The 22,175-nt window shown below is 39.1% G+C and carries 20 protein-coding genes and 3 pseudogenes; 8 read left to right on the top strand and 15 right to left on the bottom strand.

Annotated elements, in window-relative coordinates; translation table 11 throughout:
* Positions 1–9: 9 nt before the first annotated feature.
* Positions 10–177 (top strand): annotated as a pseudogene (locus tag B3297_RS23340) (IS66 family transposase); the annotation flags it as partial.
* Positions 178–510: 333 nt separating this feature from the next.
* Here the strand turns inward: B3297_RS23340 and B3297_RS24950 are convergent.
* The 12 genes from B3297_RS24950 to B3297_RS23280 all read right to left on the bottom strand — a co-directional run bounded on the left by B3297_RS24950 (position 511) and on the right by B3297_RS23280 (position 13,906).
* Entirely contained in the window at positions 511–843 is a 333-nt protein-coding gene (locus tag B3297_RS24950; RefSeq protein WP_376778159.1) for a hypothetical protein, read from the bottom strand.
* Between the two features lie 110 nt (positions 844–953).
* The gene (locus B3297_RS23330; protein WP_286779570.1) at positions 954–1,913 is read right to left on the bottom strand and encodes a bifunctional helix-turn-helix transcriptional regulator/GNAT family N-acetyltransferase; all 960 of its coding nucleotides are present in this window, start codon (positions 1,911–1,913) and stop codon (positions 954–956) included.
* 14 nt (positions 1,914–1,927) lie between these two features.
* A complete protein-coding gene (locus B3297_RS23325) occupies positions 1,928–2,347 on the bottom strand; it encodes a hypothetical protein (RefSeq protein ID WP_286779569.1) in 420 nt (139 codons plus the stop codon).
* 41 nt (positions 2,348–2,388) lie between these two features.
* Positions 2,389–3,153 (bottom strand): 3-methyl-2-oxobutanoate hydroxymethyltransferase, encoded by a 765-nt coding sequence (gene panB, locus B3297_RS23320; RefSeq protein WP_376778158.1) that lies wholly within the window; start codon positions 3,151–3,153, stop codon positions 2,389–2,391.
* A 61-nt stretch (positions 3,154–3,214) separates the two neighbouring features.
* A complete protein-coding gene (locus B3297_RS23315; protein WP_286779567.1) occupies positions 3,215–3,724 on the bottom strand; it encodes a DinB family protein in 510 nt (169 codons plus the stop codon).
* A gap of 1 nt (position 3,725) precedes the next feature.
* Positions 3,726–4,037, bottom strand: a complete 312-nt coding sequence (locus B3297_RS23310) for a PaaI family thioesterase (protein WP_286779566.1) — start codon at positions 4,035–4,037, stop codon at positions 3,726–3,728.
* A 575-nt stretch (positions 4,038–4,612) separates the two neighbouring features.
* Positions 4,613–6,406 carry a heavy metal translocating P-type ATPase gene (locus tag B3297_RS23305; protein WP_286779565.1) on the bottom strand — a complete coding sequence of 598 codons (1,794 nt, stop codon included), beginning with the start codon at positions 6,404–6,406 and terminating at the stop codon, positions 4,613–4,615.
* A 10-nt stretch (positions 6,407–6,416) separates the two neighbouring features.
* A complete protein-coding gene (locus tag B3297_RS23300) occupies positions 6,417–7,178 on the bottom strand; it encodes a phosphatase PAP2 family protein (protein WP_093099842.1) in 762 nt (253 codons plus the stop codon).
* A gap of 11 nt (positions 7,179–7,189) precedes the next feature.
* The gene (locus B3297_RS23295) at positions 7,190–7,759 is read right to left on the bottom strand and encodes a cytochrome b/b6 domain-containing protein (RefSeq protein WP_045754281.1); all 570 of its coding nucleotides are present in this window, start codon (positions 7,757–7,759) and stop codon (positions 7,190–7,192) included.
* Positions 7,760–7,794: 35 nt separating this feature from the next.
* Positions 7,795–8,952 (bottom strand): efflux RND transporter periplasmic adaptor subunit, encoded by a 1,158-nt coding sequence (locus B3297_RS23290; protein ID WP_286779564.1) that lies wholly within the window; start codon positions 8,950–8,952, stop codon positions 7,795–7,797.
* Positions 8,953–9,018: 66 nt separating this feature from the next.
* Positions 9,019–13,359, bottom strand: a complete 4,341-nt coding sequence (locus B3297_RS23285) for a CusA/CzcA family heavy metal efflux RND transporter (RefSeq protein ID WP_286779563.1) — start codon at positions 13,357–13,359, stop codon at positions 9,019–9,021.
* 160 nt (positions 13,360–13,519) lie between these two features.
* On the bottom strand, positions 13,520–13,906 hold the full coding sequence (locus tag B3297_RS23280) for a hypothetical protein (RefSeq protein WP_045754278.1): 387 nt from the start codon (positions 13,904–13,906) through the stop codon (positions 13,520–13,522).
* Positions 13,907–14,225: 319 nt separating this feature from the next.
* Here B3297_RS23280 and B3297_RS23275 point away from each other — a divergent pair, with 319 nt between their 5' ends.
* The 3 genes from B3297_RS23275 to B3297_RS23265 all read left to right on the top strand — a co-directional run bounded on the left by B3297_RS23275 (position 14,226) and on the right by B3297_RS23265 (position 15,598).
* A complete protein-coding gene (locus B3297_RS23275) occupies positions 14,226–14,567 on the top strand; it encodes a cupin domain-containing protein (RefSeq protein WP_286779562.1) in 342 nt (113 codons plus the stop codon).
* Entirely contained in the window at positions 14,545–15,084 is a 540-nt protein-coding gene (locus tag B3297_RS23270; RefSeq protein ID WP_286779561.1) for a hypothetical protein, read from the top strand. The genes B3297_RS23275 and B3297_RS23270 overlap by 23 nt, the downstream gene beginning before the upstream one ends.
* Before the next feature lie 103 nt (positions 15,085–15,187).
* Positions 15,188–15,598, top strand: coding sequence for a hypothetical protein (locus tag B3297_RS23265; protein ID WP_286779560.1), 411 nt, complete (start codon positions 15,188–15,190; stop codon positions 15,596–15,598).
* 63 nt (positions 15,599–15,661) lie between these two features.
* On the opposite strand, the pseudogene B3297_RS24945 reads toward B3297_RS23265, so the two are convergent.
* The 3 genes and pseudogenes from B3297_RS24945 to B3297_RS23255 all read right to left on the bottom strand — a co-directional run.
* Positions 15,662–15,841 (bottom strand): annotated as a pseudogene (locus B3297_RS24945) (colicin immunity domain-containing protein); the annotation flags it as partial.
* Positions 15,842–15,909: 68 nt separating this feature from the next.
* The gene (locus B3297_RS23260) at positions 15,910–16,266 is read right to left on the bottom strand and encodes a hypothetical protein (protein WP_286779559.1); all 357 of its coding nucleotides are present in this window, start codon (positions 16,264–16,266) and stop codon (positions 15,910–15,912) included.
* Positions 16,267–16,314: 48 nt separating this feature from the next.
* Complete coding sequence (locus B3297_RS23255) at positions 16,315–16,698, bottom strand: DUF7674 family protein (RefSeq protein ID WP_286779558.1); 384 nt, start codon at positions 16,696–16,698, stop codon at positions 16,315–16,317.
* Positions 16,699–16,969: 271 nt separating this feature from the next.
* On the opposite strand from B3297_RS23255, the gene B3297_RS23250 reads away from it, so the two are divergent.
* From B3297_RS23250 to B3297_RS23235, 4 genes and pseudogenes are all read left to right on the top strand, one after another.
* Positions 16,970–17,497: a hypothetical protein gene (locus tag B3297_RS23250; RefSeq protein WP_286779557.1), complete on the top strand. Its 528-nt coding sequence runs from the start codon at positions 16,970–16,972 to the stop codon at positions 17,495–17,497.
* Between the two features lie 510 nt (positions 17,498–18,007).
* Positions 18,008–18,571: a helix-turn-helix domain-containing protein gene (locus tag B3297_RS23245; protein WP_286710011.1), complete on the top strand. Its 564-nt coding sequence runs from the start codon at positions 18,008–18,010 to the stop codon at positions 18,569–18,571.
* 88 nt (positions 18,572–18,659) lie between these two features.
* Positions 18,660–20,983: pseudogene (locus B3297_RS23240) on the top strand (heavy metal translocating P-type ATPase).
* Between the two features lie 99 nt (positions 20,984–21,082).
* Complete coding sequence (locus B3297_RS23235; protein ID WP_002981097.1) at positions 21,083–21,304, top strand: heavy-metal-associated domain-containing protein; 222 nt, start codon at positions 21,083–21,085, stop codon at positions 21,302–21,304.
* Positions 21,305–22,175 lie beyond the last annotated feature (871 nt).

Raw genomic sequence — 22,175 nt, 5'->3', positions numbered from 1 at the left:
TTACATAACCTGGGACGCAAAAACTGGCTGTTCGCCGGAAGCCATGAGGCAGCACAGCGATCAGCAATGATCTACTCTTTCTTCGCTATCTGCAAAAAGCATGAGGTGAACCCATTTCTGTGGTTAAAACATACGCTAATGAATATAGCGTCAATAAACCACAAGAATATAAAATAGCTTTACCCACAGAACTTCAAAAAATCAACTGATATGTAGTTCATAGGCCGGATACCGTTGAACCATTACAATAATGAAGATCTGGGCATTATATTGATTAAACACTATCCCTTCAAAAAATATAAGGTAGGCTCAGCTCCTCTTACCGAAAATAGAAATAATAATCTTGAAGAGGTTATTAGAATTCGAGATTGTAAAGTGTTACCTAAAACTAGAGCTGAACTCGCTCGGGACTTATATATGTTCTCATTCTATTTGTGCGGGATGAATGCTGTTGATTTATTTAAAATATCTACTGACGATATTCGAAATGGCCGGGTTGACTACAATCGATCAAAAACTAAGGGGAAACGAAAAGACAGAGCATTTATTAGTATAAAGATAATTGATGAAGCAAAACCTTTGTACAAAATCGTGATAGGACGGCAGGGAACGGTTGAGCGAAAACATAAAGGATATGATATGTTCTACTACCGAGTTGGTACACCAATCTTTGACATTGCAAACCGTTATCCCAAATTCTCTGCAAGCTGTTATGTCTATTCTTTCATATCCTGTACTATTTACAGAAATCATTTTAAGCTTGGGTAACTGTCGTATGGTTTCTCTGTCAAAAACAACTCCGTGTGTCAATACAATATCGGCATCTTGCAACCGTGATAGCATTTTATCTTTTGGTGTGCTGTCGTATTCTTCCCATTCAACACCTAATTCGTTTACGGGAAATTCTGACAGGAAATATTTCTTATCTAAAAGGACTACTTTCATATTTAGTTTTACTTTGTTAAATCAAGTTCCATTTGAATATTGGCACGTTTGTAAGGCGAGATACGTCCCGTGATTTTTTGAAACCCCAATTTCTGATATAGGTTTATTGCACGTTTCAAAGAGGTGTTGCTTTCTAAAAACAGTTTTGTCGCTCCCAATTCTTTGGCTGTGCTGATAATTTTTTCGGCTAATAAATAGCCCATATTCTTACCCTGTGCTTTTGGAGAAACTGCCATTTTAGCTAATTCAAAATCATAATCGGGGTCGTCCATTTTCATCAAGGCACAAACCCCCAAAGGCTCGCCTTTGTATAGTGCGACATATATTTTTCCGCCTTTGTCTAAAATATATGTCTTGGGGTCAGCTAATGAAATACGGTCGCTATCTTCTATCTCAAAATAGGTAGTAAGCCATTCTTCGTTTAATGCTTTGAATGCAGAATGGTATTGCGGTTCATATTCTACAATCTGAACATTTTTACTTTCACGCAATTTCTTTTGTTCTTCTACTCGTTTGTAGATTGATTTTTGTTCCAATAAAAACTCCCATTCTGCCAATGCTTCCCAAAGGTTATGTGTGGCTTCTGCAATAATTCCGTCTATGGCAATATCAATATCGGCACATTGTACGTTTATCATTTTATCGGCAACTACTGCACCTTGCTCTGTCAATCCTACAACATTTCTGCGTTTGTCGTTTGACTTAAGGTTATCTTTTACCAATCCTGCATTTGCCATTTCTTTTACAATCTTGGTAACGGACGGTTGAGAATGTCCGATTTGTTCGGCTATTTCTGTAATGGTTTTTGCTCCCTCGTCATACAACACAAAAAATACAGGAAACCATTTTGGCGAAAAATCCACATCGTACAGTTCGTAAATTCTTGCTGCATCATCGGTTACTTTTGCAGTTAGCAAACGCAACCTGCTACCTAATGCCATTTTACCTGTTTTGTTGAAGATGTCCATTGTAATACGTTTATTTAGTTTTCCAATTTTATTTTTAATGGGGCATATTCATTTGATTTATCTACTTCTAAAACGTAAGTAAATGAACCTGCTCCCAATTCTTTTTCCCCTACATAATCAATCGGGGTTAATTCGTATTCTTTACCCTCAATCGTTACTTTGACATAAGCATATCTATACGCTTTTTCAAATGAGTGGTAACAAGAGTATGTGCCTTTTTCCAACTTACCGAAATTGATTTTTTGTTCGGAAGGCGTAACAGTAACATTTTCCAAAGTGTACTGACTGTTATTTTTTATTCTGATATTGGTTTTACCCGAAATTTCTTTACAATCTGCCTTAACAGTATTCGTTTGGGCTGATTTGTTGATGCCGCACGAAACTAAAAGAACTGCGGACATTGCTAACAGAAATGCTAATTTAATCTTAAACATAGCTTTGAATATCTTTAAATTGATTTTTAATTTTTTACGGTTTAATAACTCTCATTTTCGTTCGGGAAAGTCTGTGACTTTACATCACTGATATAATGCTGTGTTGCTTCGGTCATTATGGTTTGCAGGTCTGCATAACATCTTAAAAATTTAGGCGAAAAATCTTTGTTCATTCCCATTACGTCCTGTATAACCAATACTTGTCCGTCTGTTCTGACACCTGCACCGATACCGATTGTAGGGATTGCTATTTTTTCGGAAATCTCGGTTGCAAGTTTTGCAGGGATTTTTTCAAGCAATATGCCGAATGCTCCCAATTCTTCCATTAAAAGGCAATTTTCAATGAGTTTCTTTGCTTCGGCTTCTTCTTTACCACGAATGGCATACGTTCCGTATTTGTTTATGGATTGTGGCATTAAGCCCAAATGTGCCATAACGGGAATACCTGCATCAATTATTTTTTTGACATCTTCTTTTATTTCTGCTCCACCCTCTACTTTGATTGCATCAACTCCTATTTCCTGCATCATACGGATTGAGGCTTCGAGGGATTTTATAGGATTGCCGGATACCGTACCAAATGGCATATCGGCAATAACCAATGCTTTCTTTGTTCCGTTTACTACTGATTTGGAATAGTAAATCATTTGGTCAAGCGTAATGCCTACTGTTGTGGGATTGCCTACCATTGTATTAGACGCACTATCGCCTACAAGTATCACATCAATACCTGCTCCGTCTAAAATCCTTGCCGTAGTGTAATCATAAGCCGTTAATACGCTTATTTTTTCGCTGTTCTGCTTCATCTTTTTTAGCTGAAGCGTGGTCACTTTTTTCTATCTTCTGTATGGATTGACATAATATTTTCTATTTAGGTAATTGTACACTAACTTCCTGTACCGTTTCTGCTGTAAATCTGTAAAGTGGTTTTGTTTCCACTCCAAGCAAATTGAGGTAAATGTATAATTCGCCTCTGTGTTGTATTTCGTGTTCCACCATTGCCCGAAGCCATTTCCAAATAGTGATTTCAGAATTGGCAGGTGTTAAAGATTTTCGGTTTAAATCTTCATCGGAAAACTGACTAATGATGTCTATTGTTTCTTTGTGTAAACGGTTAAAAAAATCTATAATATTTTCGTAGCCGTCGGCAAGTTCTTTTCCACAACCTTGATAAGCACTTTTTCTGCCCGAAATGGTTTCGGCATACATATACCTTTCAATGGTGGCTATGTGACGTATTTGGTCGCCTATGGTGTATTTTCCCTGCTTGTAAGCAAAGTCAATATGTTCGGGCAGTACGATTGCTATTATACGATTGGTACGCTCTCTAATTTTTTCGTAGTAATCAATAAATGATTTTACAGATGTGATTTCCATATTATTTTCTTTTTGTCTGCATTAAAGTAACAAGGGAAGTACAAGCTAATTTTCTTTCATTGCCTGTAACTATATAAATATCAGATTTACAGATAATCAATGTTTTACCATTTTTCACTACTTCCCCCGTGGCAAAAACTTTTTCGCCTATTGCAGGGTTTAGATAGTTTATTTTGAGTTCTACGGTAAGGAAGTAAGCATCTGCATCGTGTAATGATGCAGCCGAAAAATAGGCGGCTGTATCTGCCAATGCTGATAGTACACCACTGTAAAAAATTCTGCCTTTTCTTACCAAACTTTCATGATGTGGCACGGCAATTTGGACTTAGCCCTCTGCAACGCTTTCAGCACTTGTATTGTACATTTTCATTAGTACCTGTTTTGGAATACCTACCCTTATTCTTTGTTCGTGTTCTGGTGTTAGTTTCCTCCTTTCAATTTGTTGCATATCATAAACGGATTAAATAACTATTTACATAATTAGTTATGTAAAATTAAAGAATAAAATTTATCCGGCAAACAGAAATGGAAATAAATCTTTCACAGCTTGGGTTTTACCTGTGAAAAGTTCTCATTTGATAGTAGGAATTTTATACTTGGATTAGTGGATGCCGTTTGTAACAGTGGTATTCCGATAAAACTGTAAGGCTATGAAAACAGCACGCTAAACCAAAACAAAAGGGGCTGTCCTTGTGAGACAATCCCCTTTTAAAATTGCTTAATTAGAAGCGATTCTTTTTAACAACCCTTTATGCCTTTCAACAGGTCATTATCGACGCTGATGTAACCCAGATAATAGATGTTCTGCCCTTAGGTCTTTATGGACGTTTTTATTTTACTTGAACAGCGACCTTTGAAGGTTTTCCTGACAATTAACAAATGTTGTGGTTACGTTCTGTCCTTCAAAGCCCTTAATGCCGAGGTAATGGAAATCAGATCCACCACTTCCTGCAATCCTGCACCAATCAATGCCGGTAAAACACCGAAGGCTGCAATCAGCATCAGCACGGTACAAACGGCAATGCCAATGAAAACGGATTGACGGGCAATCTTCATCGTTTCTTTGGAAATGAGAATAGTATCACTCACTTTTTGCAGATTGTCTCTTAAAATCACCACATCAGCCGAATCGTTGGCGGCACTCGATCCTTTAGCACCCATCGCAATGCCTACATCGGCAACGGTTAACGACGGTGCATCGTTCACGCCATCACCCACCATTACAACCGGGCGAAATTCGTCGGGCATACTTTTCAGGATTTTTAGTTTGTCTTGAGGCAAACAGCCACCGTGCACTTCCGTAATGCCAATTTCTTTGGCAATGTTTTCAGAAATACTTTGTTTATCGCCGGAAATCATCATAATTTTTTGGATACCCATTTTTAGTAATTGGGCAATGGTTTGCCGGGCTTCGGGACGCACCTCATCGATAAAGGTGATTTCCCCAACATATTTGTCATTCACCGAAACAAATAACGAGGTTTTTTCCGTTTTAATTTGAATGGGTTCAGCCGTTACAAAACTCAGTTTACCCACTTTCACCAGTTTGCCGTTTACTTTTCCTTCAATACCATTTCCTTCTATTTCCTTTAAATCTGTTGCCAGAGGAATCGGTTTATCCCCGATATATTTCATCACCGAAACCGCCAAAACGTGGGAAGACTGCTGTTCTACGCTGGCTACAAAATCAATCAGTTCGTCTTGCGAATAAGAATTTTCCGGGATGATGTCGTCCACAGTAAGATCGCCTTTGGTTAAGGTTCCGGTTTTATCGAAGGCGATGGCTTTCATTCTGTCCAGTTTTTCGATGACAGTCCCGGATTTTATCACCACCCCATTTCTGCTGGAACGGCTCATTCCGGCTATCAGGGCAATGGGAGCCGCCAGAATCAGCGGGCAGGGCGAAGCCACCACCAACACTTCGGCAATGCGGTTGGGATCTTTGGTAATCAAATAAGCAATTCCGGCAATTAAAAAAGCAACGATGGTAAAAGGCAAAGCGTACCGATCCGCCATTCGCACAAAATGTGCCGGCTCTTTTTCGGAATTATGCACCAATTGCACGAGTTGCTGGTACTGGCTGTCTTTGGCGAGTTTGGAAACCTGAATGGTAATGGCTCCCGAACCATTCACCGAACCCGACCATAAGCTGTTGCCTTTGGTTTTGTTGACGGGTTTGGATTCGCCCGTGAGCGAAGATTCGTCCAGCAGCACCTCTGCACTCAGTAAAATTCCGTCCACGGGAATAATTTCCTTGGGTTTTACGATGATGATGTCACCGATTTTAATATCCTCCACAGGAACATCATGTAAATCGTTTCCTGTTTTTTTATGAGCAATTCGGGGTGTATTATCAAGCAATGATTTTAAATCTTTCCGGGCTTTTTTCTGGGCATAATCTTCCAACGAATCACCTCCGGTAATCATAATGAGGATAATGAGTGCCGCCCAATAATTACCAACAGCTAAGGTTGCAGCAATGGCAGAAATCGCCAAAATATCCACGCCAAAATTCCCGGAACGAAGCACGTCGATCATTCCTTTCAGAAGAACAATGGACATCAAAATGCCGGTTGCCGTAATTAAGATTTTAGCATAATGCGGTTCTTTCAGGATAAATTCCAGAACAAGTGCCACTAAGGCAATGCTGAGAACGATAATGAATTTATATATATTTTTCATTTTTATAAATTTAAAAGTTTAAAGACAAACCTAATCCCATTGTTTTATTTTGATAAAACGGATATACAAGAGCACTATTTTTGCTATGATCTTTTGAAAATAATTGACTGACTTTTGGGAACAACCAATAGGCAACTTCTGTGGAGAGAATTCCAATACCGGCACCTGCAACCACATCACCCACCCAATGTTTATCATTCAAAATGCGATAAACTCCCGTAAAAACAGCAATTGGATAACCAGACAAACTTAACCAAATATTTTCATCCTGATATTCACGGAACATAAAATGTGCTGTTGTAAAAGCAGTTGTAGTATGTCCCGAAGGAAACGACAAATTATTAGAACCATCTGGTCGTTCTTCTCTCACCAAATGCTTGGTAGGTAATACGACAGCACTTGAAATCAGCAACGATGTGCCTAAAATAATACTTCGGTCTTTCAAATTATGTTTTCCTTTAAGTCCAATAGCATTTAATCCATAAACCAATATTGCAGGTACGTATTGGGTATAATTATCCAGTTTTATTTTATCCGGCTGATGCTCCCCAATTTCATATTGGGTGGAACGGTTCAGCTGTTTCAGATCATCAGACGTCAGGCTCAGGATTCCGTATCCGATAAAAACAGAAGGTACAATCAGCTTTTTATATTTAAATTGATAGGCGTGGTCAAATGATTGATCCATCTTTTGACCTGTTACCAAACTATCCGTTTGTGCTATTCCCAATTGATAAACGCACAATATGAGTATCAATAATAAATGTCTCATTCTTAAATTTATTAATCATCTCCGCCAATCATTTTGGAAGCAATTCCCTTTTGAGCTGTTTTTTCTGCCAGCCAAATCCCGCCAAAATGCAAAATAATAAAAATCGGAAACCAGTAAATTGCCCATTTATGAATGGTTTCCATTGTATCTTTCAGGTCTCCATTCCACCATTTCAGGTAGGCTCCGGTGATGGATGAAACAATCACAAACAAGTAAAATAGCAGATAAATAAATCCCTGAAATTTTTCTTTTGCTGATGTATTTGCCGAAAAAGGATTTGGAAAACGAATGCCCTTTACCAACATATAAATGATGCGAACCGCAATGATTACAAAGAAAACATACGCTGCATATACGTGCCATTGCCACATAGGGTCCAGAATGCTTTTTACTGTTACGATGGTTTGTTCATTGGTTAAATCAATGCCTTGCATATTTTTTTCAATAGCTCCCAGAATGGCTTTTTTACCCATCCAGTTGATCCGAAGAAATCCGGTGATAAACAAAACCGTCATTAGTAGAGCTGTGCCCCAGTGTAAACCACGATGAAGCGGGGTAAATATTTTTGTTGAATTTCTCATTATTTTAAATTTTTATATCAGATTTTATCTGACTGTTATTCTTCATCTTCACTGGTATTTTTCAACTTCATCAATATGGTATAGGCGTTTTTGACCACGATTTTCTTACCTTGAAAATCAGCAAAGTTGAGGATTTCAACAAAGCCATTTTCGGAAATTCCCAATGTGACCGGGACCATCTTCCAGGTCTGTTTCCCGGTTTCTGTAAAGACATAACTTTTCCCTTCAAAATCCACCACGCTTTCTTCCGGAATAGCATTGGCAAAAGAATTTTCTGTTTTCACTTCGGCATTCATATACATTCCGGGAATGAGTGCAGGATCGTATTTTTCAAAATGACAATTAACCTCAGCCATGCCGCTTCCGTCCACGTGTTTACTCGTCAGCAAAATTTCACCGGCATATTTTTTTGAAGGATCTACATTGGTATAAGCCACAATCTGTTGCCCGGTTTTCAGCATTTCCAAATCCTTTTCATACACTTTTAAATTGAGGTGAATATCAGAAGGATTGATGAGTTTAAACAGCACATCCGAAGACGTTACATATTTGCCTACATTCACATTCACCTTGCTCACAAAACCGTTGATGGTACTATAGACAGGTACGCTCTGCTGAATATTTCCGGCAGATATCTTAGCCGGATTTATGTTGACCAACTTCAGTTGCTGGGCAATGGAATTCATCAGAATTTGCTGATCGCTCATAATGGATTGCGCCTGCTGCATCACTTTATCACTACTTGCCTGGCTTTGGTTGAGCTTAGTTTGTCGGTTATAATCCAGTTGGGCAAAGTGGTATTTGGATTTTGCCATCAGATAATCCTGCTGCAACTGTACAAACTGCGGATTTTCAATAACGGCAATTACCTGACCTTTAACTACTTTCATCCCTGGCAAAAGGCGGGTGCTTTTCAGATAGCCGCCCAGCGGTGTACTTACGGAAACCAGATTTTGCGGTGGTACATCAATTTTACCGTTGAGTTTCAATACGGTGGAAATATGCTGCATCGACAGTTCCGCGGTTTCAATGGGGGTATTGTGTAACTGTGCATCGGTGAAAATAACCGTGTTTTCGTCTTTCGGATTTGCAGTTTTGGTGGCGGTGGTTTCTTGTTTTTGTTGACATTGAACTGCGGAAAGCAGTACTATCAAGACCAAAAAATAAGAACCGTATAATTTTAATATTTTCATTTTCTTGTCTAATTATATATTGATTTGAAAAATTCTGTTTACTGTTTAAAATATCCTGTTCATCAACTACTGAATCGTGATATAATTCAGTTCAACCACGCTTTCGTTTAGTTTCAATAGGGCATCTGCATAATTGCTTTTGAGCAAAACTGCCTGATTGACGAGCATTACAAATTCCAGATAATTGATTTCTCCGTTAATGAATTGTTGCTGTGCTGTTTTGGTAATGATGTCTGCATTTTTCAGTTCATCAGTTTCGTAACGGTTGATGATTTCGAGATTCGTTTGATACATTTGCTTGAGCTGTTTCTGTTTTTTCTCTAATGCAAATTCCGTATTATGCCAATCGTTTTCCGCAATGCTTTCCGCCACTTTAGAAGCGTGAATTCTTGCCTTTTGTCCGCCTGAAAATATTGGAATGCCAACACCTACCATCACCGAATGAAACTGTGGTGTAGCAGAATACAGTTTATCATCAGGTCCCATACCTTTGAACGAATTGAGATTATAACCGATTTGCAAACCCGGAAGAAGTCTGGATTTTTCCACTTCGGTTTGTTTGCCGGCAACCGTTTTTTGCTGTTCCAATACATGTAACAAGGGATGCGAAGCATTTTCCTGAAGCAAAAGAACCGGTCTGGAATTTTCCAAAGGAAGATATTCCGTTTCGGAATTGAGCAACCAACTGAACTGCAACTGCAAGGTTTTTATTTCCTGCTGCACTTGTTTCAACTGAATCTCAATCGCCGATTTTTGGTTGGAAGCCGTTGTTTTTTCCAGAATATTGCTTTCTCCAGCTTTTAAACGCAAACTGGCTTTGTCTAAAAATTGGGTGTACAGTTGCAACGTTTCATTCAGCAATTTTTCCTTATCTTTCCAATACACCATCTGGAAATAACTTTGGCTGACGGCTTTTTTCAGTTCAAATTCTTTAAGCGAAACATTCAACTGGCTTTTTTTCCATTCTTCGGAATGCAAATTTTTCTGTTTCTGATACACAGTTGGAAAAGCGATGCTCTGCGAAATCCCGAATTTCATATCGTTGTATGCACTATTTATTTGTCCGTAATCTGCTGTAACTGCGGTTTGCGGAATATCGGCATTAGAAGTTTTAATCAATGCTTTGGCATAATCCGAACGCAGTTTTTCATTTTTCAGGTTGCGATTGTTTTGCAACGCTGTTTGCACGGCTTCATCTAAAGAAATTATGGTTTGTGCCTTCATTTTTATTCCTGAAAACAGCATAAAAATCAACAGAACAGAGGCGACATGTTTGGATTTTGGTTTTTTCATTTTAAATCCATTTTCGATATTGACATATAAAAGCGGTAGGACAAAAAGGGTGAGCAAAGTGGCCAATATCAGTCCGCCAATTACCACGGTCGCCAAAGGTCGCTGCACTTCTGCTCCAGCACCTGTGCTTATTGCCATCGGGATAAAGCCGAGGGAGGCAACGGCTGCGGTCATCAATACCGGACGCAATCGGCTTTCGCCGCCATCAATCACAATTCTGACGATATTTCTAATGCCGTTTTTATGCAGTCGGTTAAATTCTGAAATCAATACAATACCGTTCAAAACCGCTACGCCAAAAAGAGCGATAAAACCAACGGCAGCACTGATGCTGAAAGGCATTCCGCGTAAATTCAACATAAATACACCTCCGATGACCGACAACGGAATGGCGGTGTAAATCAGAAGACTTTCTTTAATCGACTTGAACGCCATAAACAACAGGACAAATATCAATGCCAATGCCAGCGGAACGGCAATCATCAACCGTTGTTTGGCGTTGTTCAGATTTTCAAAAGAACCGCCATACGTAATAGAATAGCCGGCCGGAAGTTTAATCTGTTTGTCCACTTTACCCTGCAATTCTTCCACAATGCTTTGCACATCACGGTCTTTGATGTTGAAGCCGACGACAATACGGCGTTGTGCATTTTCACGTTGAATTTGATTGGGACCTTCCACCACATCTACGGTTGCCAGCTGATTGAGCGGGATCTGATTGCCTGCAGGTGTTGGAACCAATAGATTTTGAATATCATTGATGTTTTTTCGGTCACTGGCATTCAGGCGTACTACCATATCAAAGCGTTTTTCGCCTTCAAAAACCAAACCTGTACTCTGTCCGGCAAATGCGGTATTAATCACCCGATTGACATCTGCAACAGAAAGATGATACTGAGCAATCACGGGACGATTGTATTTTACCACCACCTGCGGAAGCCCGGAAACCGGTTCTATATAAAGGTTTTGTGTACCTTTTACCGTTTCAATGATTTTACCGAGTTGGTTGGCATTTTGCACCAAAGAATCCAGATTATCGCCAAAGATTTTGATGACCACATCCTGTCTTGCACCAGTCATCAGTTCATTAAAACGCATCGCTACCGGATACTGAAAACCAACTGTAATACCGGGCACATCTTCCAGTGCTTTGCTCATTTTTTCTGATAATTCGGAAAACGTTTTGGCGGAAGTCCATTCTTTTTTGTCTTTCAGAATGACCATCATATCCGAAGCATCCATTGGCATCGGATCGGTAGGCACTTCTCCACTTCCTATCTTGGTGACCACTTTTTCCACTTCGGGGAAACGGGTTTTTAAGATATGGGCTGCTTTTTGCGTACTTTCAATCGTGGTGGTAAGGTTGCTGCCCGGTAAAACGCGGGTATCCACCGCAAAATCACCTTCTTCCAAAGACGGAATAAATTCGCCGCCCATTCTGCTTAGCAGAATTATTGCCGTGATGAACAATATCCCGATTATGGTAAAAATGGTTTTCGGAATGCGTAAAACTTTCAGCAAGGTTTTCAAATAAAGCGCTTCTACTTTCTTCATTACCCTGTCCGACCACGAAGGTTTTAAACTTCTTTTCTTCAACAAAACCGAACTCATCATCGGAATGTAGGTTAGGGAAAGCAGAAATGCACCTAATAATGCAAACGCCACCGTTTCTGCCATCGGGCGGAACATTTTCCCTTCAATCCCCTGCAATGTTAGGATCGGAATGTACACAATGAAGATGATAATTTGTCCGAAAACTGCACTGTTCATCATTCTTCCGGCAGATTCTGTAACTACACTATCCATATCATTGGACGGAATTTTCAGCAGGCCCTTGAACTTAGGATTGAGGGATAACTGATGCAGGACGGCTTCTACAATAATGACCGCTCCGTCGATGATTAATCCAAAATCCAGTGCACCCAAACTCATCAGATTGCCGCTCACCCCGAAAAAGTTCATCATACAAATGGCAAAAAGCATTGCTAGTGGAATCACCGAAGCCACGAGTAAGCCGGCTCTGAAATTTCCGAGAAATAAAACGAGGACAAATACCACGATTAAAGCACCTTCCAGAAGGTTTCTCTCTACCGTGCTGATGGCATTATTCACCATTTTGGTACGGTCAAGAAAGGGTTCTATCACCACGCCTTCGGGCAGGGTTTTCTGGATTTGAGCCACTTTGGCTTTTACATCTTTGATGACCTGACTACTGTTGGCACCTTTCAGCATCATCACCACCGCACCCGAAACTTCGCCCTGATCGTTGTAAGTCATCGCTCCGTAACGGGTGGCAAAACCAATTTTGACATCAGCTACATCTTGGATAAACAGCGGTACATCGTTGTTTTTATTGGTAATGGAAATGTTTTGAATATCCTCAATATTGCCCACCAAACCTTCGCTCCGAATGTAGAGAACGGTTGGCCCTTTTTCGATATAAGCACCGCCGGTGTTCTGGTTATTGGCATTCAGTGCATCAAAAACATCATTGATGGTAATGCCGTAAGCATTGAGTCGGTCGGGATTCACGGCAATCTCGTATTGCTTCAATTTACCGCCAAAACTGCTGACTTCCGCTACGCCTTTGACCTGAAGTAGCTGTCGACGCACAATCCAATCCTGAATGGTACGGAGTTCCGTAACGTCGTATTTTTGTTCAAAACCTTCTTTAGGACGAACGACATATTGATAGATTTCGCCCAAACCGGTAGAAATCGGCCCTAATTGCGGTGTTCCGATACCTTGCGGAATTTCATTCTGAACCTGTTGCAGCCGCTCTGCCACTTGTTGTCTTGCCCAATACACATCAATACCATCATCAAAAACAATGGTAACCAAGGACAATCCGAAACGGGAGAAACTGCGGATTTCTTTGAGTCCGGAAATATTGGAGTTCGCCTGTTCAATTGGGAAAGTAACCAGACGTTCGATATCGGTTGCCCCAAAAGACGGAGCGATTGTAATAACCTGCACCTGATTATTGGTAATGTCCGGCACAGCATCAATCGGTAATTTGCTTACCTGATAAGAGCCAATGCCGATTAAACCAAGAATCAATAATACTATAATGAGTTTGTTCTTTACAGAAAACTCAATGATTTTTGTAAGCATAATTTATTCTGTTAATCGTAAATGATAAATAAAGAGATTTGACGTTTTCAATACATAATCAATCCTACAGGCGGACACAAAATACACCGACTGCCCGAATGAAAGTATTATCAAACAGCAAATGCACGATGAAAGGATTCATCGTGGAAATCAAAAAAGATTAACAGAATTTCGGAGGTTGCCAGATGGCAGAACGGTAATTGTTATCAGAAAATGTATCGTCCAAAGGCAAGGTTTTGGGTTCTTTGCCTACAAGTTTTTTGGTTTCTATATCAAAACTAAAAGGGGGGACAAGTACAAAACTGATATTCAAAACATCGATATGTACGATAAACGGTAATTGTTTGTCTTGTTCATAATCGTCATCGTGTGGATGGTTTTCCAGATGGCTCCCGGCGTAATGAACTTCCAAAAATTGCAAAACAGTAACCTCCGGATTTTTTTCTTTGTGATCGAAATAATGCTCTATAAGTATAGGAAACTTCAATAACTGACCTAATTCAGTTGTCGAAATTAAATACACAGACAATAATAATATTGAAAACATTTTTTTCACTTAACAAAGTTAATAAAAAAGTCTGCTCTCTTTTATAAGACGCTGTAATTTAAAATATTTCAAAATAAATGATTTAAAAATTCAATATTATCCCTCCTGTATCAAATGCTGTAAATTCGGGTCGTTCTTTATACGCTCTGTAATCTCCCCTAAAAATAGCTACGATTACTAATGAAGTTTTAAATTAGAGACAATGAAACTGGGGTGCAATCCGATTTCTTTTTTGACCTGATTTGGCATATCTTTATACTTGTGATTCCGCATTACCATTTTTCTTTTTTGAATTTCACATAATTTTATCGAATAAGTAATGAAAGTAAAAAACACCAACAATTCTGAACATTATATTTGGGGTGAAAATTGTGATGGGTGGCACTTATTAAAGTCTGACTCTTTAAGTGTGATTCAAGAGAAAATGCCGCCAGGAACAAAAGAAAGTTTGCATTTTCATAGTAAGACACAGCAATTTTTTTACATATTAAAGGGTACTGCAACTTTCGAAGTAGATAATGAATCATATGTTGTTGAAGAAAACAATGGCTTTCATATCCAAGCAAGTGAGAAGCACAGAATTTTCAATAGAACTAATCAAGATTTAGAATTTCTTGTTATTTCACAGCCAAAATCTCATGGAGATCGAATTAATTTGTAATCGTTCATTAAAAATAAAGTTCGTTTGGCCAGCTAAGCTCTTTTTATTTTTAACACTATTAAGCTGCTCAACGCAAAAGAATCTTGATGAGTGGGTTGATATAGACCAAAACAACTGCAGCAGCTATAACCAGCGAGGTAAAGGTTATACGGATGAGGAGATATCGCCTTTAATAAGAGGTAAAGTAAAAATGTGCCATAATAATGAAAATGTTCCTTCTGCTAAAGTTTTTTTTCTTAGTTCAGAGAGTGATACAATTGGTACAGCCATCACCGATAAAAATGGAGAATTTTCGCTAACGGTCCCATCCGAGGGATTGCTCCATGGAAAAATTATTGTAGATACATTTGGAACGGGAATGACTATCGAACATGTTTACATTGCACCAAATTTTAAAGTCTACTTCTTAGACATAAAATTACCAAGGCAGCCCATGTATATTAATGAAATAGGTTCAAAAAAGGACCAGAAAAAGTTGAGGAAAGAAGTTGAAAAAGCAAATAGAAAACATAAATAGATATTGTAATTTGATCTGGGCTATTAAAATTTTTGTCTTTTTTTGGATCTTTTGTTTCTCATCCTGCGCTATCATCATACCCAAAACAGAAAACAATAAAGTATTGGGCGGGTACGAAGCTTCAAGCTATTTAGACGAGAACGATTCGCAAGATTCTGTGACGATTTCAGGCATTATTACTGAAGCTAAGACAAAAGGAAAGGTAATCAATGCCGAGATAAGATTTTTAGATTCTAAAGGAAATACGCTCAAAAAAGTATCTTCAGACGCAGATGGATCATTCAGTACAAAACTGGTAAAACTCTCAAAATTTGGAAGTATCGAAATTGATGGAAATAGTGCTGGTTTTCTCACTATAGCAAACATAGACTTTGGTATTTTTGTCAATAACACCAAGGTAAAAGCAAGACTATTCAAGTACGATTATTCTGCAACGGAGCAAGAATTTTCCAAGAAAGAAGATCGAGATCAGCTAAAGCGGGAGATAAAAGAAATGAAAAAACAAAAGAGGTAACAGCATCGTACCAGAAAGTGTATTAATTATAGAAATGTGGAGTTCGAAAGGACTTCACATTTTTTATTTGTCCATTTTTGTCATTGCGATATTCAGCAACGGATACTTCAGCGTATCTAAAATTCGGCAGGCCTTATGATCAGAACCAAATTTCATCCATTGGCTATCTTCCCGCCTAAGCTGAAGAAAACGAGTTTCAAAAACTGAAGCTGTGATCTCGTTGCTTAAAAAACCACGTATAAGATCAAGGTATTTCTGGAAATTGGCATCTTACGGATTTTTTGAACTCATCGTCATATCGATTAATAAAATTAGACAGTTCTCATAAGAGGTGTTATCCTAAAAATATCGGTTTCGTTATACAAAGACCAATAATTTATTAACTCCACAAAATGTATCCTATCCTTTGCTAACATCGCCTTAATGGCATCCCATCTGCAATCTATCTCTACGTTGTTCTCATTTAGAAAATCATCATAAGACGCAATAATCAGGGATATTAAAGCCACCCTTTCCTCAAAAGCTAAATCATATTGATGATAAAAATCAATAAATTCATTGATGCGATTGGAGTCTGCCATCTCAATATCCCAGTCCTGCTCCGTACCTGTATAAGGCAACGATAACTTCTTACTTAGTGTTGCGACTGTTTCTTTTTTGAGTATCATTTACATCTTTCAAGTGCCAACTTCAAGTATTTACCTGTAGCAAGAACATCAAAATTTATTCAAGAAGTTCTTTACCTTATCACGAGCTGGAGAATTATTATAATCTTCTATATCAGTATAGGCCTTACCTAAAAGCTGCCCTAAGCGTTTTATTAAATCGGGGTTTTCAGAAAAATCTAATTTGCCTAAAAAACTTAGATAAATGGCATTTTGAACTCGCTTATCAACTAAAGGCAAATTTTTCGTTAAAAAATTTACCATAGCATCAAACTTATCTCCATCATTTTTAGCTATCACTTCCTGCATAAATCGCTTGAAACAACCCATTTGAAAGGTAATAGACGCCCTGTAATCTTCATCTGAAAGCTCCTCTTCCAAACTCGGAAACAAATCGATCAATTCCTTAATAAATAAATTTTGGTCTTTCATCATTATTATATTGGAACAACTTCCTTACTTTCCTCCCACTTTAATCAATAGAACTTGAATACGAAGATAAAATTAACGTTTAATATAATCCCTATATTCTTCCTGAACATGGCCTAGCCACTGCTCTACAGATTTTCCCAGTCTAAGCCTTGTTCTGATTAGACCGTCTGTTAAATACTGTAGCATAAATAAAAACCTGATGTATGAATTTAGTAAATTGTACTATGGAAAAGAAATCATTTTGGCATTATCTTTTAAACCATTGGATTGATTTATGAAAGTACGCTTTTTAATACCATTTTTATTTTTCATCATAGCATGCCAAAGCAATGATCAAAAACAGGTACCAGTCAAAATCCAAAAACAAGCATTTGATTATGCAATTGTTGAAGATGATTATGCTGAAATTTTGGATGCTGTAATTGCCTATAACTCCATTGCAAATGAAGTAGCTAAAACTAATAAACCAATGGCCTATATTCACCAATGGTTCATCAAGGACTCGCTATATAATGCCTACGACAAAAACTTTATGCCTGACGGTCTGAGGATCCAAAAATTGCTGGGCTTAGTAGGCCATAGCCAGCAAGACTCTACAGGCTATCTCAATCAGGTCAAAGGAAGGGATACTATATTTATTCCATTACAAATCAAAAAGAAATATAACGTTGCATACCATAAAAAAACAGAAACGAAGGAGCAATTTCTATCAAGCTATACATTTCACTTGCCTATCATGTCGCATGATCACAATAAAGCATTTGTATCATTAGACTATGTATGCGGAGCACTTTGCGGTTAGGGTTATGATTTTATCCTGGAAAAAATTAATGGAAAGTGGAAGGTGATAAAACGTGACTTTACCTGGATAGCTTAAAAAGATAGTGTTCATTGAGTTTCTCTCCTATTTTATCAACTAAAAGCTGTTTGCTTTTCCTTTTTACTATATTTACTTAAAAAGGATCGCAACCTTGGCTAGGTTTCGGTCGGGTTATAATACAACATCCAATAGACACAAAATGACACTCGAATTAATACCTGTAATAGAAATTGGATATAACAATCAGGGCATTCCAACACCAGACAAATATCCTTATTGGGAATACAATCGTCGGGAAAGAAATGGAGCGAATTAAGAATGACCCGAACTTGCTGCATTTGGTACAACAAGAGTAATTCTAATCATTAGTATTTGTCATAAATAATCAATCATTGTAAATGAATTAAACGATGAGCAAAGCGTAGTTCAACTTAAATTGTAAATTTGTTTATTGCTTATGTATTAAATACTAAACGTAGTCAGTAAATAAATATGAATACAATCTTTATTAAAAATATGGTTTGCGACCGTTGCATTATGGTGGTACAAAACGAATTGGAAAAACTGGGATTAGATTCTAAAAATATAAAACTGGGCGAAGTTATTCTTTCCAAAGAAATAACATCTCTGGAAAAAGAGAATTTGTCCAAAACTTTAGAGCCATTAGGATTTGAAGTAATTGACGATAAAAAAGGCAGGATAATAGAAAAGATAAAGAACATTATCATTGACCTGGTACACCATCAGGATAGTGATGTAAAAACCAACCTTTCCGATGTATTGAGTGACAAATTGCATCACGATTACAATTACCTGTCCAATCTGTTTTCAGAGGTAGAGGGTACAACCATTGAAAAATACTTTATCGCCCAAAAGGTGGAGAAAGTCAAAGAATTGTTGGTGTATGATGAGTTGTCATTAAGTGAGATTGCGAACCGCCTAAATTATTCGAGCGTGGCATATTTGAGTAACCAGTTTAAAAAAGTTACCGGGCTAACACCAAGCCATTTCAAACAGATTAAAGAGGATAAAAGAAAACCGTTGGATAAAGTGTAAGTAAATCTTACAAATCAAATCCAAAATTTCACAACAGTACCCATAAATATAATAGCCAATTTTGTATTGTAAATTAAAGCAGGCAAATATGGCGACAAACAGAGAAAATATATACATTCCATTGGAGGATGTAGAAAGCGAACACTGTGCATTAATCGTTGAAAAGGGATTGGCACAGGTAAAAGGCGTAGAAACCCATAAAGTAGAGCTGAACAACCGAAGGGCAGCGATTACAGTAGATAGCAATGAAACCGTAGGCGAGGCTGTTAAGGCAATTAAAGATTTAGGTTACGGAGTTCCTACGGTTAAAAGTGCTTTTCCGGTATTGGGCATGACCTGTGCATCCTGTGCGGGCAGTGCCGAAAGCATTGTGAAATACCAACCGGGAGTAGTTAATGCTTCCGTGAACTTTGCAACGGGCAATCTTACCGTAGAATATTTGCCCAATATGACCGATGCCTCCACCCTGCAAAAAGCGGTTCAGGGAGTAGGTTACGACCTATTGATTGAAGACGAAACCAAGCAGCAGGAAACGCTCGAAGCCATCCACGAAAAGAAATTCCGAACCTTGAAAAACAAGACCATTTGGGCAATTATCCTTTCCCTGCCCGTGGTAATCATAGGAATGTTCTTTATGGATATGCCCTATGCAGACCCGATAATGTGGCTCTTTTCCACGCCCGTTGTAATATGGTTGGGCAGGGATTTTTTTGTAAACGCTTGGAAGCAGGCAAAGCACCGTTCCGCCAATATGGATACGCTGGTGGCATTGAGTACAGGTATTGCCTACCTGTTCAGTGTTTTCAATATGCTGTTTGCCGACTTTTGGCATCAACGGGGACTGCATGCTCACGTATATTTTGAAGCGGCTGCCGTTATTATCGCATTCATCCTCTTGGGAAAACTGCTGGAAGAAAGAGCCAAAGGCAACACCTCTTCAGCCATTAAGAAGCTGATGGGCTTGCAGCCAAAAACGGTCATCGTGGTACAGGCGGACGGAACGGAAAAGCAGACCGCTATCGAAGACGTAAGCGCAGGCGATGTGATACTCGTAAAGCCCGGTGAAAAGATTGCGGTAGACGGCATGGTCATATCGGGCAATTCGTATGTGGACGAAAGCATGTTAAGCGGTGAGCCTGTACCTGTATTGAAAAAAGAAAAAGAAAAAGTATTTGCAGGAACGATTAACCAAAAAGGCAGCTTCCGGTTCAGGGCGGTAAAAGTGGGCAAAGAAACCATGCTTGCCCACATCATCAAAATGGTGCAGGATGCACAGGGAAGCAAAGCACCCGTACAGAAACTGGTCGATAGGATTGCGGGCATCTTTGTTCCCACAGTGATAGGTATTGCCATCCTGACATTTACGCTATGGTTGATTTTGGGAGGCGAAAACGGGGTTGTTCAAGGTCTGTTGGCAGCCGTTACGGTATTGGTCATTGCCTGCCCCTGTGCTTTAGGCTTAGCGACACCCACCGCTATTATGGTAGGCGTTGGTAAAGGTGCTGAAAATGGCATTTTGATAAAGGATGCCGAAAGTTTGGAACTGGCCAAAAAAGTAAATGCCATCGTTTTGGACAAAACCGGAACCATCACCGAGGGAAGACCACAGGTAACGGGCATTAAATGGCTGAACAATGAGGACACTGCAAAAGAAATCCTTTTGAGCATCGAAAAGCAATCCGAGCATCCATTGGCAGAAGCCGTAGTGAAGCATCTTGGCGATGTAGCGGCCACCTCTTTATCCATGTTCGACAGCATTACGGGCAAAGGCGCAAAAGCAGACCATGACAACGAAACCTATTATGTAGGCAACAAAAAGCTATTGGCAGAAAACAACATTGCCATTGCCGGAGAATTACAAGACCAGGCCGAAGAATGGGGCAAACAGTCTAAAACCGTTATCTGGTTTGCAAACAGCAAAAAGGCTCTTGCTGTAATCGCTATCGCCGATAAGATTAAGGAAACATCGGTGCAGGCTATCNNAAGCATTACAAAGCCGAAGTTTTGCCACAGCATAAAGCCGACTTTGTGAAAGAACTGCAAAGTAAAGGAAAGGTAGTGGCAATGGTGGGCGATGGTATCAACGACAGCACCGCATTGGCAACAGCCGATGTAAGTATCGCAATGGGCAAAGGCAGCGACATCGCAATGGACGTAGCCAAGATGACCATCATTTCGTCCGACCTGACCAAGATACCGCAGGCAATACGCTTGTCCAAACAGACCGTAGCCACCATCAAGCAAAACCTGTTCTGGGCGTTTATCTACAACGTAATCGGCATTCCGGTAGCGGCAGGCATCCTTTACCCTGTTAACGGCTTCCTGCTCAACCCGATGATTGCGGGTGCGGCAATGGCATTGAGCAGCGTGAGCGTGGTCAGTAACAGCCTGCGGTTGAAGTGGAAGAAATAAAACAGTAAATCTCACAAATCAAACAAGAAATTACACAACAATAACTAACTGAATAGTACGGAAATTTGCATTATCAGATAACTCTAAAATTTGTAAACAATGGAAAATAAACAATTTCAATTCAAGACGAACATCAATTGCGGCGGCTGTATCGCATCTGTAAAGCCGCACTTGGACAAGGCAGAGGGCATCTGCCATTGGGAAGTGGACACGGCCAACAAGGACAAGGTACTTACCGTGAAGTCCGAGGGCATTACCGAGCAGGAAGTAATATCGACCGTGCAAAAGGCAGGCTTCAAAATAGAACCTTTGGATGCCTAAGCCAGCAACTTTTTGAAATGCCCTTTTTCCGACCGAATTTCCATGAGGTTGGGTTGATGAAAAAGGGCATTTTATCAATTCTGAAAAAAGGCGATAGGTTATTGCGTATATGGCATTATTTTTCCATATAGCAAAAAAAACGTAAAACGATATAAAAAAAACCAATCTAATTTGTAACTTTGTTGCGTTGAAAAATTATAGAATACATATAGGCATTTTGACATTGTTCTGTTTGGTTTTCTTTATGATGCCAAGTCAGAGCTATGCCTGTTCCAAAAATTCAACAAAGACCGAGCAGTCTTTCTGCTCAAAGGAGAAATCCAAAAAATCAGAACATAAAAAAGGTTGCAAGAGCAAATCCTGTAAAAAATGCAAAAGTGACAAATGCGGGGGCGGTTGTTCCCACAGCTCTTGCAGGTGCGGTGCTTCAACCACTTCCCTAAATGTCCCAACCGTAATCGAATTAAAGGCAAAAAATCACTTAGCAGCAGCTAAAAAGCAAAAATTCGGTTTCAAAGAAGCCTACTATTCTTCGGGCTTTTTCTCCATTTGGCTACCGCCTAAAATAAGCTAAAACTATGGCCTGATAGCCATAGGTATGTCCTGTCAGAAGCTGTTCCGGCTTTTGCAAATCCCCTATTTGTATCATTTATTTAAAATTTAAAACAGAAATGGGTTTATCAATCCCCCGTTTCTCAAAATGTAATTATTATGAAATCATTATCAAAAATAGTGATGGTAATCGCCGTATTACTATCATCAATAAACGGCTTCGCACAAATCAAGAATGCGAAAACAGAAACCGTAAAGATTTACGGCAATTGTGGTATATGCAAAACCACCATCGAAAAGGCAGGTAACGTAAAAAAGG

Origin of the sequence: Sphingobacterium sp. UBA3519, assembly GCF_002377215.1 — a bacterium.
Classification (GTDB): Bacteria; Bacteroidota; Bacteroidia; order Sphingobacteriales; family Sphingobacteriaceae; genus Sphingobacterium; species Sphingobacterium multivorum.
Note: the sequence above shows the minus strand (reverse complement) of the source record. Positions and strands in the feature narration are given on the sequence as shown.

Excerpts from the sequence above, each read along its gene's own strand:
- panB (WP_376778158.1), bottom strand. The coding sequence starts at position 3,153 with ATGAAGCAGAACAGCGAAAAAATAAGCGTATTAACGGCTTATGATTAC.
- B3297_RS23290 (WP_286779564.1), bottom strand. The coding sequence starts at position 8,952 with ATGAAAATATTAAAATTATACGGTTCTTATTTTTTGGTCTTGATAGTA.
- B3297_RS23325 (WP_286779569.1), bottom strand. The coding sequence starts at position 2,347 with ATGTTTAAGATTAAATTAGCATTTCTGTTAGCAATGTCCGCAGTTCTT.
- B3297_RS23330 (WP_286779570.1), bottom strand. The coding sequence starts at position 1,913 with ATGGACATCTTCAACAAAACAGGTAAAATGGCATTAGGTAGCAGGTTG.
- B3297_RS23275 (WP_286779562.1), top strand. The coding sequence starts at position 14,226 with ATGAAAGTAAAAAACACCAACAATTCTGAACATTATATTTGGGGTGAA.
- B3297_RS23270 (WP_286779561.1), top strand. The coding sequence starts at position 14,545 with ATGGAGATCGAATTAATTTGTAATCGTTCATTAAAAATAAAGTTCGTT.
- B3297_RS23295 (WP_045754281.1), bottom strand. The coding sequence starts at position 7,759 with ATGAGAAATTCAACAAAAATATTTACCCCGCTTCATCGTGGTTTACAC.
- B3297_RS24950 (WP_376778159.1), bottom strand. The coding sequence starts at position 843 with ATGCTATCACGGTTGCAAGATGCCGATATTGTATTGACACACGGAGTT.
- B3297_RS23245 (WP_286710011.1), top strand. The coding sequence starts at position 18,008 with ATGAATACAATCTTTATTAAAAATATGGTTTGCGACCGTTGCATTATG.
- B3297_RS23255 (WP_286779558.1), bottom strand. The coding sequence starts at position 16,698 with ATGATGAAAGACCAAAATTTATTTATTAAGGAATTGATCGATTTGTTT.
- B3297_RS23300 (WP_093099842.1), bottom strand. The coding sequence starts at position 7,178 with ATGAGACATTTATTATTGATACTCATATTGTGCGTTTATCAATTGGGA.
- B3297_RS23285 (WP_286779563.1), bottom strand. The coding sequence starts at position 13,359 with ATGCTTACAAAAATCATTGAGTTTTCTGTAAAGAACAAACTCATTATA.
- B3297_RS23305 (WP_286779565.1), bottom strand. The coding sequence starts at position 6,406 with ATGAAAAATATATATAAATTCATTATCGTTCTCAGCATTGCCTTAGTG.
- B3297_RS23235 (WP_002981097.1), top strand. The coding sequence starts at position 21,083 with ATGGAAAATAAACAATTTCAATTCAAGACGAACATCAATTGCGGCGGC.
- B3297_RS23260 (WP_286779559.1), bottom strand. The coding sequence starts at position 16,266 with ATGATACTCAAAAAAGAAACAGTCGCAACACTAAGTAAGAAGTTATCG.
- B3297_RS23315 (WP_286779567.1), bottom strand. The coding sequence starts at position 3,724 with ATGGAAATCACATCTGTAAAATCATTTATTGATTACTACGAAAAAATT.
- B3297_RS23250 (WP_286779557.1), top strand. The coding sequence starts at position 16,970 with ATGAAAGTACGCTTTTTAATACCATTTTTATTTTTCATCATAGCATGC.
- B3297_RS23280 (WP_045754278.1), bottom strand. The coding sequence starts at position 13,906 with ATGTTTTCAATATTATTATTGTCTGTGTATTTAATTTCGACAACTGAA.